At 67.3% G+C, this 13366-nt stretch carries 14 protein-coding genes and 1 pseudogene; 7 read left to right on the plus strand and 8 right to left on the minus strand.

Annotation, left to right across the window (positions count from 1 at the left end):
• Positions 1-408 (plus strand): transposase (locus ACFPIH_RS51555; RefSeq protein ID WP_381186644.1); only part of this gene is annotated, 408 nt, incomplete at its 5' end.
• On the opposite strand, the pseudogene ACFPIH_RS51560 reads toward ACFPIH_RS51555, so the two are convergent.
• A pseudogene (locus tag ACFPIH_RS51560) lies at positions 385-475 on the minus strand (IS5/IS1182 family transposase); the annotation flags it as partial. The gene ACFPIH_RS51555 and the pseudogene ACFPIH_RS51560 sit on opposite strands and share 24 nt — an antisense overlap.
• A 149-nt stretch (positions 476-624) precedes the next feature.
• Here ACFPIH_RS51560 and ACFPIH_RS51565 point away from each other — a divergent pair.
• Complete coding sequence (locus ACFPIH_RS51565) at positions 625-1029, plus strand: hypothetical protein (RefSeq protein ID WP_381186642.1); 405 nt, start codon at positions 625-627, stop codon at positions 1027-1029.
• A gap of 209 nt (positions 1030-1238) precedes the next feature.
• On the opposite strand, the gene ACFPIH_RS51570 is transcribed toward ACFPIH_RS51565, so the two are convergent.
• Positions 1239-1646: a TnsA-like heteromeric transposase endonuclease subunit gene (locus ACFPIH_RS51570; protein ID WP_381186650.1), complete on the minus strand. Its 408-nt coding sequence runs from the start codon at positions 1644-1646 to the stop codon at positions 1239-1241.
• Between the two features lie 534 nt (positions 1647-2180).
• Here ACFPIH_RS51570 and ACFPIH_RS51575 point away from each other — a divergent pair.
• Together ACFPIH_RS51575 and ACFPIH_RS51580 are read left to right on the plus strand one after the other, a co-directional pair.
• Positions 2181-2351 carry a hypothetical protein gene (locus ACFPIH_RS51575; protein WP_381186639.1) on the plus strand — a complete coding sequence of 57 codons (171 nt, stop codon included), beginning with the start codon at positions 2181-2183 and terminating at the stop codon, positions 2349-2351.
• Positions 2352-2652: 301 nt separating this feature from the next.
• Positions 2653-2976 carry an alpha/beta hydrolase family protein gene (locus tag ACFPIH_RS51580; RefSeq protein WP_381186636.1) on the plus strand — a complete coding sequence of 108 codons (324 nt, stop codon included), beginning with the start codon at positions 2653-2655 and terminating at the stop codon, positions 2974-2976.
• Positions 2977-3276: 300 nt separating this feature from the next.
• Here ACFPIH_RS51580 and ACFPIH_RS51585 read toward each other — a convergent pair whose 3' ends face one another.
• Together ACFPIH_RS51585 and ACFPIH_RS51590 are read right to left on the minus strand one after the other, a co-directional pair.
• Positions 3277-4299, minus strand: coding sequence for an IS110 family RNA-guided transposase (locus ACFPIH_RS51585; RefSeq protein ID WP_381186633.1), 1023 nt, complete (start codon positions 4297-4299; stop codon positions 3277-3279).
• A 315-nt stretch (positions 4300-4614) separates the two neighbouring features.
• The gene (locus tag ACFPIH_RS51590; RefSeq protein WP_381186631.1) at positions 4615-5082 is read right to left on the minus strand and encodes a nuclear transport factor 2 family protein; all 468 of its coding nucleotides are present in this window, start codon (positions 5080-5082) and stop codon (positions 4615-4617) included.
• Positions 5083-5494: 412 nt separating this feature from the next.
• Here ACFPIH_RS51590 and ACFPIH_RS51595 point away from each other — a divergent pair, with 412 nt between their 5' ends.
• Entirely contained in the window at positions 5495-6106 is a 612-nt protein-coding gene (locus ACFPIH_RS51595; RefSeq protein WP_381186628.1) for a TetR/AcrR family transcriptional regulator, read from the plus strand.
• Between the two features lie 45 nt (positions 6107-6151).
• Here ACFPIH_RS51595 and ACFPIH_RS51600 read toward each other — a convergent pair whose 3' ends face one another.
• Positions 6152-7396, minus strand: coding sequence for an IS256 family transposase (locus tag ACFPIH_RS51600; protein ID WP_381186625.1), 1245 nt, complete (start codon positions 7394-7396; stop codon positions 6152-6154).
• A gap of 298 nt (positions 7397-7694) precedes the next feature.
• On the opposite strand from ACFPIH_RS51600, the gene ACFPIH_RS51605 reads away from it, so the two are divergent.
• Positions 7695-8237 (plus strand): hypothetical protein, encoded by a 543-nt coding sequence (locus ACFPIH_RS51605; protein WP_381186622.1) that lies wholly within the window; start codon positions 7695-7697, stop codon positions 8235-8237.
• 443 nt (positions 8238-8680) lie between these two features.
• On the opposite strand, the gene ACFPIH_RS51610 is transcribed toward ACFPIH_RS51605, so the two are convergent.
• Positions 8681-9106, minus strand: a complete 426-nt coding sequence (locus ACFPIH_RS51610; protein WP_381186619.1) for a cytochrome P450 family protein — start codon at positions 9104-9106, stop codon at positions 8681-8683.
• 175 nt (positions 9107-9281) lie between these two features.
• Between ACFPIH_RS51610 and ACFPIH_RS51615 the strand changes: the two genes are divergently transcribed.
• Complete coding sequence (locus tag ACFPIH_RS51615) at positions 9282-9935, plus strand: TetR/AcrR family transcriptional regulator (RefSeq protein WP_381186616.1); 654 nt, start codon at positions 9282-9284, stop codon at positions 9933-9935.
• A 994-nt stretch (positions 9936-10929) separates the two neighbouring features.
• Here the strand turns inward: ACFPIH_RS51615 and ACFPIH_RS51620 are convergent.
• Both ACFPIH_RS51620 and ACFPIH_RS51625 read right to left on the minus strand, forming a co-directional pair.
• Positions 10930-11853: a LysR family transcriptional regulator gene (locus tag ACFPIH_RS51620; RefSeq protein ID WP_381186613.1), complete on the minus strand. Its 924-nt coding sequence runs from the start codon at positions 11851-11853 to the stop codon at positions 10930-10932.
• Positions 11854-12004: 151 nt separating this feature from the next.
• Positions 12005-13345, minus strand: coding sequence for an NtaA/DmoA family FMN-dependent monooxygenase (locus tag ACFPIH_RS51625; protein WP_381186610.1), 1341 nt, complete (start codon positions 13343-13345; stop codon positions 12005-12007).
• Positions 13346-13366: the final 21 nt, after the last annotated feature.

Here is a 13366-nt window from a genome sequence, read left to right on the forward strand (position 1 = left end):
CTCGACGACCGCGCCGAGATCATCGAGTCCCTTCCCGGCATGGGCCCGATCCTGGGCGCCGAGTTCGTCGCCGTTGTCGGAGACCTTTCTGGATACCGGGACGCCGGCCGCCTGGCCTCGCACGCGGGCCTGGCCCCGGTACCCCGCGACTCCGGCCGCCGCACCGGCAACAACCACCGGCCCAAACGCTACAACCGCCGCCTGCGCTGGCTGTTCTACATGTCCGCGCAGTCCTCGATGATGCGACCAGGACCGTCCCGGGACTACTACCTCAAGAAGCGAGCCGAGGGGCTGCTCAATACCCAGGCGCTACTCACGCTGGCCCGCCGCCGGGTCGATGTGCTCTGGGCGATGCTGCGCGACAAGAGGCTGTTCACCTCTACCCCGCCGGTCCCGCAGACGGCTTGACACGCTCATTGAGATTCCACTCCACGAGCGCATGGGGCAGGTCGAGTGCGGCAGGATAGATGACCAACGAGGCCCCCGAGCAGCGTGGTTGAGACGTCAGACATCTCGATCAACAGCTCGGGGGGCCTCGCTCGTTGCGCTTCGTGGACCGTCACCTGATCGGTGGCCAGCTCGAAGAAGCTCAATGTGCGAATTTGTTGGCCCGCTGGATGACCAGTGCCCCGCCGCGGCGCTGGCAACACGACGCTCAGCGGCTGGATCGGCTGTTCGACAACAGCCCCCGAACCGGCGCAGGCCCACCAGCTTGTACGCGGCTTTGTGTCAGTGCTCGTCGGCCGCGATGCCGTGCGGCTGGGAACCTGGCTGCAGGATGTCGAGGAGAGCGAACGCACTGCGCTCCGCGCCATCGTCAAGGTCTTCCGCGGAGACCGCACTGCGACCGACGCCGGCATCACCACCGCACATAACTCCGGGGTGATCGATGGATGGATCACCGACGTCAAGCTCATCAAGCGCCAAGTGGGCGGCCGCGCCGGGATAGTACTCCTCCGCCAGCACATCAGCCGGGTTCCACACTCACGACGCGCATCCCCCAAACCCTGCCCCGACCCCAGATGTTGATCTCCGGCTACGAAATCTCGCCAGAGCCACAATCATGTGTACGCCGACAGTCACCGACCGTATCGGCCCCTGCCAGCAGCGGGCCAGGCTCCGCGAAGACCTCCAGCCGGTTGACAGCCAGGCCGTGCAGGCAGCATGAGTGCCCGGTGGCGCGATAGCCACCGCACGTCCACCAACAGCACCCCCACCTGCCCGAAGCCCTATCCGGCCTAGGCACAGGCCAGGCGCGTCACTGCGAACGCGGCAGCGTCCTGCTGCGCGATCCGATCGTCGGCGCGGACGTCGATGACCACTGCGGATCCGTCCGAGTGGCGCACAATGCAGTCCGGGGCAGGCCGCCGCTCACGCTCACCGTCGTGCCAGTGCAGCCAGAACGGCTGAGAGCCGATCCCGGCCACCGACGGATCGAAGGCCATCGGCACGAGTCGGTCATGCTCCAGCGATGATTCGAAACTGACATGCCGGTCGGGCGTCGCCGACCAGTACCAGCCCGGGAAGTGACCCCTGCCACGCGACCACCGAAATGGCCGAACAGGGGGCGCGTTCTTCAAGTGAATAGCTACGCAGTCCCGCAGTGGACGCCGCCGCTGGCACCGAGCCGCATCGACGTACGACATCTCGAAGTACGGCCCAGCAAGACCCACCTCAGCCGGTACGGTCACGCCGCACCCTCATCGCGTTCACCTCACACGACCAGATTCACTGGCAAGGAAGCCCGAACGACTTCGTTCGCTGCCAAACGCCTCGATTGGATGACGGCAGACAACATAGGACGCGGTCTGCGTAGTCTTGGGGCCCGGAAATATCGATGGCAGCGGGCAACGCCGTGGGTGTGCGATGCGCACCGGTGGCACGACCTGGCCGCGCAGAGGTTCGGTGACGGTTTTGCCCCGTGGTCCCAGCGGTGCGGCCGCCGTTTCGGGCTTGGCCGCCGGATCGGCGGCCTGCTCGCGGTCGGTGGAGGAGCGGGAACGGGAGATCGCCGCGTAGGCCGAGACGATTGGAGAGCAGATCGCGCAGCTGACCGCACGGCTGGACGAGCTCGGCGGGGCCGCCGGGAAGGTCGGGATCACCCGCAAGACACTGCTGGAGCTACGCGAGCCGCCACCCCCGAAGCTGCCTGGCCATCCGGCCTGCCAGTAGATCATGGGGTGTTTGCCGCAGCCGACGCCCCGCTGCGGGTACGGCAGGTGTGCGAGGCGATGGACCTGGAGATCGCCCTCAACGCCTTCAACAGCATCCGCCTGAAACACAAGCCGCTCGTCAAACGCGGGATCCTGGCCGAGACCGAGCAGGGCTTGTTCTCCCATCCGCGGCCGTAAGTCGCCCTGCGCCGCTGCGGCCTGCTCGCTCACCCCGACGAAGCGGCAAATAGGGCATTGGTCATCATGGCACCCTCCGAGAGGGCCCGACTGATGGCTCACGACTGAACCCAACTCGACTGGTGTGGTAGTGGACGAGTTCCCTACGAGTGTGTCGCGAGTGACACCTGCAGCTCTCACTGGGCATGCCTAAACGCGGGAGAGCTTTGACGTTTCCTAGGAACCTTTCCTGATTGCTTAATTTACTTCAGTTCAGGTCTGATGAAATAGTGAAAGAGTTGTCGCGAGAGAGGAGACCCGCGTGTCGTCAGTGACCTCGATCATGGGGATGGATCTCACGTTGGGACTGCCGCCGTCGGCGACGCCGGATGGTGTCGGGGCCCTGACGATCGCCGCGACCTTGTACGCGCCCGCCGAGGTGGACGAGCGAGATGTCCGGGTGCTCGTCTGCTGGCCCGGTGGGTCTTACGGGAGGGACTACTGGAACATCCACCTTCCAGGCCGCGACGGCTACAGCTTCGCCGAACACATGACCGCCCGCGGCTTCGTCGTCATCGCGGCCGACCCACTTGGTGTAGGAGGCAGTGGTCGGCCCGAGGACGGCAGGAGCAATTGTCATTCCTGAAGGGGCGGGTTCTGTCAACAGTGGTTTTCTGCTGGCTGTTGGCGGTATCGGGCAGAGCTGATCGACTCGTGGCCGAGGTGTGGTCCCGAGGCGGGTGTGAGCATGCGGTTGTGGGTGTCGCTGTTCTCCAGCCCGCGATGCGGGAGGGCAGGGCCGTACTCGGCTGCCGGTCATTCCTTCGCGACGCTGGGCCGCATGGAGCGATACGACGTGGGGCAGGCGGGGCCAATCAAATCCACGGCCGCATGCTTGAGGGGGTCAGACAATTGCCCGGCCACGCGCCTGCCGCCACCGAGCTGCTCACGCCGCCTGGCGGGCCAGGGCGCGGATGTGTCCGTCGCGCAGCCCGTAGTAGACCAGCGTGAGCAGTTTGCGGGCCGCGGCGACCTTCGCAATGTTCCTGCCGCGGCGGGCCTCGATCCGTGCCCGGTCTTCGGCGATCTTGGGTGTGGTGGCGCGTTGGATGGCCTCCACGACGGCCCAGCGCACGAGCTTGCTGCCCTGCTTGGTGACGTGCCCGCGGCGCACGACGGTGTCGGATTCGTAGTGGCGCGGGGTCAGTCCAGACCAGGAGCACAACCGGTCGGCGGAGGGGAACCGGTGCACGTCGCCGATCTCGGCGACCAGCACGGCGGCCAGGACCGGTCCGATGCCGGGCAGACACCGGATGGCCCCACAGCCGGCGTGGCCGCGAAGCCGCTCGGCGATGCGGGTGTTGAAGACGGCTTCCTCGGCGTCGAGGATGTCGATCAGCTTCAGCAGAGAGACCACGCGCTGGGCGTAGGCACCGGACAGCGAGGTCTGCCCCAGCTGGCGGCGGCCGTCGGTCCCGAACAAGTCGGAGACGGCGATGAGGACCCCGGCCTTCGCGAGCACCGCATGCACCTGGGCCTTCAGCCCACTGCGCAGAGCCACCAGTTTGGCCCGGTAGCGGACCAGTTCGCGCAACTCCCGCAGGTCGGGCGGGGCGATCCAGGACTCCGGAAGACGCCCCATGCGCAGCAGGTCGGCGAGGTCCGAGGCGTCCTTGATGTCGTTCTTGACACGCCGGTAGGCGAAGCCCTTCACGCCCAACGGGTGGGCCAGGTGGACCTCGGCCCCGGCGGCCTGAAGCACGTCAACTGCCCAGTACCAGCCGTAGGTAGCCTCCACGACCACGTCCGGGCGGCTGCCGGCCTGCTCGATCTGCAGGCCCAGCGCGACCGGGTCGTTGACGATACGCACTGCGCTCAGCTGCGTGCCGTCCGCGGTCTGACGCACGATTACGGAGCGCCTGCGATGCAGGTCGATGCCGACGTACTGATGTCCGTCGTACTCGCTCATCAGGGACCTCCTTCGCCATGACGAACGTGAACACCGGGTATGTACCCGGCCGCGCGGGGGCGGAGGCGCCGCCCCTTCATCGCATCAAGAGTTGTGGGTCAATAGCGGCTCACCAGGATTGCAGCCCAGGTGACGAGACCTTGGATGGTGCCCAGGCGGGTGTGCAGGGTGGGCTCCGGGGCCGGGGTGTTGGTGAGCAAGAGGACCCGGGCCGCCGGGTGTTCCGGGGTGTAGGCGTCGTCATCGCCAGGGATGGCGTTCGGCTGGATGTGGGAAGAGGCGACGCGGGGCGAGGATTCCGTGGCCGACGTCGCGTCAGGCCGAGTTGATGGCCGGGGCGGTGGCCTCATCCACGCCGTTGGCGGCGACACGATCAAGGGCGTCGTCGATGGCCTGGACGTCATTTAGGTAGGCGTGGAAGGCCACGATCTTCCCGTTGCGCAGGGTCAGGATGTGGGACCCGATGTTGGTGTAAGTGCTGCCGTCGGGCAGCGTGGCTTCGTTGGCCCACTCCACGCCGACGGTGGTGTGCCACGGCCAGCCGTCGACGGCGACGGCGCGAACCTGGAACTCCAGGCCGGGCAGGACGCGGTAGAGCCGGGACAGCCATGCGGTGACGTCCTCCCGGCTGGTGCGCTTTCCCCCCAGGGCGCCGCGGCCCGGGAAGGTGTGGTGCACATCCAGGGCCATGTTGTCGATCAGTGAAATCTCGCCCCGGGACAGGGCGGCGAAGGCGGCACGGACATTGCGACGGACGAACCAGCGGTACATGACGGTCTCCAAGGTGCGTAGATTCGCGTTCAGGGCGAGAGTGTCGGGCGCTGATCGCTGCGACAGGCCGCGGCGATCAGTCGGCGGATCTGTGCCTGCTTCCACAGAGCGAGACCGCTCAAGCTCATCAGGGGGACCATGAGCAGTTGCAGCCATGGCCGAAGGGCCAGCGCCAGACTGGAGGGGCCGTAGACGTACACCAGCAGCACTGCCGCAGCGCTGAGATGAAGTGTCCGAGAGGCGTCTCTCGCGCTCGTCGTGGCGGCCAGCCTCGACGCTGGCGGGGTTGCCGGACGGGGCGAGGCGTTCGGGTCTCGCATGAGGGCGGCATGAGCAGTTCCTGACTTTGACGGTGTCAAAGGGTGTAGCTCTACTGTGCTCCTCCGCTTTGACGGTGTCAAACTGGTCTGCGAGACTCTCTCGCATGACGCCTGCATCGAACTCCGCCTACCCGACCGATGTGCGCGCGGCGCTGCTCGCCTCGGCCCGCGCCGAGCTGCTGGAGTACGGCGCGGGAGGGCTCAGTCTGCGGGCCATGGCGACTCGGGCCGGGGTTTCACGAGCCACTCCCAAGTGGCACTTCGGAAACCGTGCCGGCCTGCTCACTGCCCTGGCTGTCGAAGGGTTCGCGCAGCTAGGAGAAGCTCTCGGTGCCGCAGCCGAGGGCTCAACCGATCCTGCGGCGCGCTTCACCGCGCTCGGCCGCGCCTACATGGACTTCGGACTCGGCAACCCGGAACTCTTCGATCTCATGTTCCGGTCTACGGAGCTCGATCGCGACGACCCCACGCTCATCCGGGCCCACCGCGAATCCTTCTCGATCCTGGTCGACACGGCCACGGGGGCCCCGGAGGGCATGAGAGCTGGGACGGGAGACGTTCCCCTATTGGCCTGGGCGGCCGCCCACGGGCTCGTCCTTCTTGTGCACGGTGGCGCGCTACAGACGCTCACCGGTCTCACCACCCCGGATGATGCGAGCGCGCTGGCCCATCGCCTCGCCGACACCTTTACAGGACTCATCCAGACAAGCGGTTGAGGAAGATGGAGCAACTGTCAGCAGTTGTGGGTCGGTTGAGGTGTGTCACGCTGCGGCGGGTTCCTCGGGGCGTTCGACGAGGTGACCGTTCTCGAAGCGGGCGCCGACCCGGACGAGGGCGACGAGGTGGGGTGCGGTCACGGCGCGCCAGCGGGCCTGGGCTGATTCGACAAGCTTGAACACCATCGCCAGGGCGGCGGCCGGGCTGCCTGCGCCGCGGGTGACCTTCGTACGGAGCTTCACCGTGGAGAAGGTCGACTCGATGGGGTTGGTGGTCCGCAGGTGGACCCAGTGCTCGGCGGGGAAGTCGTAGAACGCCAGCAGCTCGTCGACCTCGTCGGTGATCTCCTTCACGGCCTTCGGCCATTTCGCGCCGTACGCCTTCTCGAACGCCTTGACGGCCTTCTCGGCGTGGGTACGGTCCTCGGCGTTGCAGATCTCCTGCAGGGCCTTCTTCGCGCCCGGCTGTGCGGACTTCGGCAGGGCGTTCGCGATATTCCGGGTTTTGTGAACCCAGCACCTTTGATGCCGGGCATCGGGGAACACCTCCGCGAGGGCCTTCCACAGGCCCATCGCGCCGTCCCCGACCACCAGCGCCGGATCGCGCATGTCGCGCCGACGGCAGTCGCGCAGCAGGTCGGCCCACGACTCGGTCGACTCCCGCAGCCCCTCCGCCAGCGCGATCAGCTCCTTGGAGCCGTCGGTGCGCACGCCCATCAGCACCAGGACACAGGAGCGGGCCTGGCCCAGGCGGACCTTGGGGTGCACCCCGTCCGCCCACACGTACACGTAGCCGGTCTGCGACAGGTCGCGGTCCTGGAAGACGGTGTGGTCGTCCTGCCACTGCTTGGTCAGCCGCGTCACGGTGGCCGGCGACAGCCCGGCCGAGTTGCCCAGGAACTGCTCCAGCGCGGGCACGAAGTCCCCGGACGACAGCCCGTGCAGGTAGAGCAGCGGCAGCACCTCGGAGATCTTCGGCGACTTGCGGCACCACGGCGGCAGGATCTTCGAGGAGAACCGCTTGCGCTCGCCGGTCGCCTCGTCGATGCGCCGGTCGTTGACCCGCCGCGCCTTGACTTCGATGGGGCCGGCGGCCGTGGTCACCGACCGCTCGCGGTGGTAGCCGTTGCGAACCACCAGACGCCGACCCGCCTCATCGCACTGGTCGGCCAACTCAGCTATGTAGGCGTTGACCTCAGCCTCCAGCGCGGTGGCCAGCATTCGCCTCGCGCCCTCACGGACGATGTCGTCAATCAGGGAGCCGCTCTCGGTGGAACCGTCTGCATTCATTACGCTGAGCACGGGTGGGCCTTCCCGACCGACGGTGCAACGTCGGCCTACTCGATGACCAGAAGTCGATCACTCGGGAAGGTACGCCCTTCGCGTCCAACCCGAGGCCGATCCACAAGTCACGAGCATTGCTCAGGACGGCACCCTGTGCACCTATGCCGCCCTCGCCGACGCCGCGCATGGAGCCGTCGAAGTTATCCGCGCACGCCTCGCCGCTGGGACACTCGTCCCGCACATTCCGCCGGTTGCCGCGCCTGCTGTCGTCGGAGTCGGACATTCGATGGGCGGCGGACTTGTGGTGCTCCAGCAGGCGCGGAGCGCCAGCTACGACGCCATCGCTGTCCTCGGGTTCACGCACGGAGCGAAGGCCCGTGCGGTTGACAGCGGAGACGACGGCGCTCTGCGCGCCACGGCCGTCGAGCAGGCGAAGGGCTTCTGGGCCGATCAGTGGGAGGCGCGCTACGGCGTCGTAGACAAGGCGGCGCACCAGGGTTGGCTGAACGGGCCCGACGTCCCGGCGGACATCATCGCGGCCGACAACGCCAATGCGGTCACTTGGGCGGCCGAGTCCTACGTTGATGCGCTCCATGTCGGCTACACCGCCGACCACGCGGCGCGTGTCACTGGACCGGTGCTGGTCGCCTTCGGCGAGTTCGACCTCGCCGAGCGACCGCGCGACGAGGTGGCGTTCTACGAGCGCTCGGACGACATCACGCTGTTCGTACTGGCGGGCAGCTACCACTGCCACAACTTCCAGAGCGGTCGAGCAAGACTATGGAATCGCCTGGGCGCATGGGCAACCGAAGTAGCAACAGCCTCCACGGTCGTGTCATTGTCATAGCGCTCGCTCGCCTTGAGGACCTCAAACCGTCGTTCGCGGCGGCAACCACGTGGCTCCCCTCCATCCTCGAGGTCTGGATGGACAGCGGCCACCAGGAGCGTCTAGGGCCACTGCCATGACTCTGTTGGTGATCTTGGCTTCACGTGATCGCGAATCCCGCTGTGTTGCGGTGAACCCAGACCTGCCGAAGCATCTCCACCTGTGCCAGCATCCGCAGACGGGGCGGTGTGTCGGCCGTCCAAGCCGCGGTGAGGAGCTTGTGCCCGTCCCGGCCGAACACCTGGGCAAGTTCGCGCACCGCCACTTTGCCGCCCGGGACTTTACTGACGCGGCCGCGTCATTGCGGACGGGGGCCGGCGGGTTTCATGCGGCCGTACGTAACTTCCCGTAAGGCTCCCGAGAGCAGTCCGTGGAGAGGTGGAGCCGACTGGTTGACGTGCGGTCTACCTCATCTGGATTCTCGGGCGCATGGCCTCGACTCGTTTGATCATGAAGTCGCGGGTGACCAGGCGGCGCAGGTCGTCGTGGAGGGGTGCGTCCATGCGCAGGAAGGCGGGCAGGCCGGAGGTGGCCAGGGCTCGGTTGACCTTGCCGGCCGGGCCCTGTGGGTAGTCGGGGCGGGTGATGTCGGCGCTCAGCGCATTGCTGAGGAGTGCCTCGCGGACGTCGTCGTACCGGGTGATGAGCCAGGCGTCGTGACCGTGCAGGTCGGCGGGGGCGAAGGGGCACTTGGAGCGCAGTGTGGCGTACTCCGGTGGCGGGTCGAAGGGTGTGGAGCGCGTCATCGGGAAGGTCAGCCGCTCCGGTCCGCCCGTGAGGCGGCGGATGAGGTCGCGTGTGTGGTCGTCGAGGCGGGTGTCGGCGGGCATGTCTCACGGCTCCGTTCGGGCGGGAAGCCGATTTGGTAAACGAAGTTTAGTAACTTTATGAACACCGTAAATCATTCGCGCCGCAAACACAGAACTAAGCAGGGCGGATTTGGACGCGGCGCCTACAGGCCCGGAAACTGACAGGTCTGGGCGGACCAGGAGGGATGAGTCGTCGATGAGTGCTGCACAGGGCGCCGTGAAGCGGGTGCCGAACCGTTGGGGAGAGGGGCAGCGGCTCCGCCAGGAGATCCTGGATGCGGCGGGCCGTCTGCTGGAGGAGACGGGGCGTCCTGAGGATATCTCGCTGCGGGCGATCGCCCGCGAGGCGGGGGTGACCGCCCCGGCGATCTACAAACACTTCAAGGACAAGGCCGAGCTGATGTGGACGCTGCTCGACGGCGTGTACGAGAGCATGGCCGAAACCTTGCGTGCCGCGCGGCGTTCAGCGCCCGCTGAGGATGCCTGGGCAGGGTTGCGTGCCGTCGTCGATGCCTATTGCCGTTTCGCGCTCGACGAACCGCGCCGCTACGAGCTGCTGTTCCGCATCGGCCCGACGCTGTCCTCGTCACCGGAGCCCGCCCGCCATCCCATGGGGCGCGTCCTGGATGCTTGGTGCGAGGCCACGGTGTCCTATCTGGACGAGGCGCGCGGCATGGACGCCACGAGTGATCCGGACGGCCGACCGGATGCGCGGCAGGCAGCCAAGTTGCTGTGGAGCGGCCTGCACGGTCAGTTCGGTCTGTGGTGGAACGTGTCCGATGTCAGCGAGGCGTCCGAACTCGACGAACTGCGCGATTCCCTGATGTCCTCTCTGTTCGGCCGCAAGTGACAATCGCGTGGTGAGGCGGAAGGTCGCCTGACGCGTGCAGGTTCTTGGCGTACAGCGACGAGTCGATGTGGTTCGCTGTGGCCACCCCGCCGCCCATCGAGATGGCGGTGCGGAAGTCGTCCCCGGTGGAGAACAGGTGACCGTATCCGCAGATGCCTGTGCCGCTGGTGTTGTCGAGCAGTACAAGAAGTAGGGTGTGCCCCTGACCGCGCCGATCCGGACATCGAAGTCGACGCTGATCGAGCTCGGTCCGGTCCGGCCAGGCTTCTGTTCGGGATCTTGACGTGTCGGAGTCATTGAGCTGCAGACCCTGGTCGCCGCCACGCGAGGGTGTGCCCGCCCGGCCGCAGAGCAGGTCAAGGGCATCAGCTGATGGAGCGCCCGGTTCGGCGAGGTGGATGACGAGTTGAACGTCGGGGTTGCATCCCCGGGATAGGGTCTCGAAGTCGACGGCGAGTTCGCCGACGAGAGCCGTGAGGGCGGGGTCCGAAGGGTTGCGCCCGGCGACGAGGCGTATGGCCGATGCGGAGTTGCGGGCGCTGCTTTCCCATGATCAGGAGCACAAGAGCCTTGTAACGGGAGACTGTTGCGCACGGATCTGTGGGGGCCCGGGTGAGATTCCTCCGGGCGACCATCATCTACGCCACGTCAAGGTCGGAGGTACCCGATGATCCGCAGCTTGGCGCTGGAGTATGCATCCCACGGCGCCCGCGTCAACGCCGTCGCGCCCGGGATTGATGGACACCCCGATGGGCGTGGACGCGGTCGACCGACCGGTGTGCAAAGGCGATGTCGTCGCCCGGCGCGCGAGCCTCGTCCCCATGGGTGTCAGGGCACCGCCCAGCACGTCGCCGACGCGGCACGATGGGCATGCCGGGGCGACGTTACGAGGTGCTGTCCCCGATCCCTCTGTGACCGTACTCAACGGCGTCCGTGTGTCGGCATCGAAATCCTCACCCGCCGGAGTCCTGACCTCTACTGCGGAGGTGAGCCGTCACCTGCTGTCCGTACGAGGCGTTCCCGGTGTGGGCAGCCCGGAGAGCAGGACGTCGACGACGGCACGGATCGGAGCGGTCAGCGGTGCCCGGTTCGACGACACCACGCCCCACGTCCAGGCCTGTAGGTGATCGGGGAACGCGACACGGCGCCGGACGAGACGGTCGTCGCCGTGGGGTCCAGTGCCTCCCCAACTGCTGACCAGGATGTGGTCGGTCGTCCTGGCCAGGATGTGCAGGACGCCGTAGTCGTCGATCTCGATCGAGGGTGGGCGTAGCCCGAGTTCGGCCAGGGTCTCCAGCCCGATCCGGTCCTTCACGAACGACTCGCAGGCCACCGGGTACCGGGAGAGCCGGTCGGGAGTGAGGTCACCCGAGGCGAGCGGGTGGTCGGCGTGGACCACCAGCCAAATGTCGTCGTTGTCCTTGAGGATCTGCTCGACCCGGAAGCCGTAGGCCGTCCGGAAGTGGTCCGATCGAGCCGGAACACCGCCCACGAAGAAGTCGATTTCTCCTCGGCTCAGCAGCGAACGCAACGTCGCGTTGGAACCGATCCGGATGTCCAGGTCGACCGGCAGCCCGGACAGCTGGGACATCACCTCGGGGAGAACCGAGGCCGTCACGACCGGGCCCGCGCCGAACCGCACGGTCGCGTTCCGGCCGGCGCCGATGGAGAGCAGGCGCTGGTCGGCGCGCTTGACGCTCCACACGATGTCCTCCGCCGCGGCGATGAATGCCTCGCCCTCCGGCGTGAGCCGCGCACCGTTTCGGCCCCGCTCGAAGACCGTCAGGCCGTAGTGGTTCTCCAGGGCCTGGATGCTGCGGGTCAGCGCCGACTGAGACAGGTGCAGGACCTCCGCAGCCGCCACGAAGCTGCCTTCGCGGGCGACCGTCACCGCGTGCCGCAGCTTGTTGACGTCCATGGGCTCGTTCCGTTCTCGAACGTGGAACGTAACTCTAGAAGGGAAGTGGCGAGAACACCGCGACGGGCAGTACTCACCGCCGGTCAGGGAGTTGCTCGCGCGACGACGCCGTGTCCCTCCGAGCATTCCGGGGCACGGCGTCGATCCGGGATCAGCGGCCGGCGCGGGCGTCCAGGCCGAGACGGTCACGGAAGGTCCCCCGGGTGGGCGGCTCGTCGACCACCCCGCGCCGTCGCAACTCGGGGATGACGTAGCGCCCGAAGTCCTCGAAGCTGCCCGGCGTGTCGGCCTGCTGGATCACGAACCCGTCGCAGGCACGGCCCTCGAACCACGCGCACAGCTCGTCGGCGACCTGCTGGGGGTTGCCGATGATGTGCACACCCGACTGACTGCCCATCATCTCGCCGAGGTCCCGGGTAGTGGCCGACTCGCCGTAGTTCGCCCGGAGTTTGCCGATGATGCTGGAGACGATGGCCTGCGACCCGGTCGTGCGGCTGACGATGTCCGCGGGCAGCGGCTCGTCCAGGTCGTAGGAGGAGAAGTCCAGCCCGGACAGCTCCGAGAGCAGGATCAGCGCCTCCTCGGGGTCGCTCAGCGAGTCGAGGTAGGCCTTCTTCTCCCGGGCGATCGCCTCGGTGGGACCGACGACCACCTGCACCGCCGGCAGGATTCGGCCCGGCGCCGCGGTGCGGCCGACTTCCTCGAACGCCGTGTGCTGCTCCCGGTAGACCTTCTGTCCGGACTCGATGCCGGCGGCCACCACGAAGATCAGGTCGGCCCACCGTGCGGCGAACTTCCGGCCCCGGCCGGACTGCCCGGCCTGCAGCAGCACCGGCCAGCCCTGCGGGGGCTGCGGCACGGTGAGCGGGCCGCGGGAGACGAACGCGGCACCCTTGTGGTCGAGGTAGTGCACCTTGTCCGGGTCGGCGAACACGCCGGTGCTCCGGTCCAGTCGGAAGGCGTCTCGCTCCCAGGTTTCCCACAGGCCGGTGACCACTTCGAGGAACTCGTCGGCGCGGTCGTAGCGGCTGTCGTGTTCCATGAACGGCGTGCCGAAGTTCTCTGCCTCGTCCTGGTTCAGTGACGTCACGATGTTCCAGACCGCCCGGCCCTTGGACAGATGGTCGAGGGTGGCGAACGCCCGGGCGACGTGGAACGGGTGGAAGTAGGTCGTCGAATAGGTGGCGCCGAGCCCGATCCGCTCGGTGTGCGCCGAGATCAGGCCGAGTATCGTCAGCAGGTCCAGCTTGACGACCCGGGTTCCGCGACGGACCGCGTCGCGGAACGAGCGCCCGTAGGTGCCCGGCATCGCCCACCTGTCGTCGAAGAACAGCATGTCGAATCCGGCTCGCTCGACCTCTCGGCCGAGGTTGATGTAGTACTCCGGCTGGAGCACGTTCGGGTCGCTCCCCGGGTGCATCCACGCACCGTTCTGGGTCTGGCTGACGGTCGCTTGTCCGAAGGCGACCAGGACCATCTTGTCGTCGCGCACGAAACCCTCCTCGTACTGTGG

The organism is Streptomyces vulcanius (assembly GCF_042653945.1).
Lineage (GTDB): Bacteria > Actinomycetota > Actinomycetes > Streptomycetales > Streptomycetaceae > Streptomyces > Streptomyces mangrovi.

Coding starts and splice junctions, on each gene's coding strand:
- ACFPIH_RS51615 (WP_381186616.1), top strand. CDS start 9,282: ATGAGTGCTGCACAGGGCGCCGTGAAGCGGGTGCCGAACCGTTGGGGA.
- ACFPIH_RS51585 (WP_381186633.1), bottom strand. CDS start 4,299: ATGAGCGAGTACGACGGACATCAGTACGTCGGCATCGACCTGCATCGC.
- ACFPIH_RS51595 (WP_381186628.1), top strand. CDS start 5,495: ATGACGCCTGCATCGAACTCCGCCTACCCGACCGATGTGCGCGCGGCG.
- ACFPIH_RS51600 (WP_381186625.1), bottom strand. CDS start 7,396: ATGAATGCAGACGGTTCCACCGAGAGCGGCTCCCTGATTGACGACATC.
- ACFPIH_RS51610 (WP_381186619.1), bottom strand. CDS start 9,106: ATGCCCGCCGACACCCGCCTCGACGACCACACACGCGACCTCATCCGC.
- ACFPIH_RS51570 (WP_381186650.1), bottom strand. CDS start 1,646: ATGTCGTACGTCGATGCGGCTCGGTGCCAGCGGCGGCGTCCACTGCGG.
- ACFPIH_RS51620 (WP_381186613.1), bottom strand. CDS start 11,853: ATGGACGTCAACAAGCTGCGGCACGCGGTGACGGTCGCCCGCGAAGGC.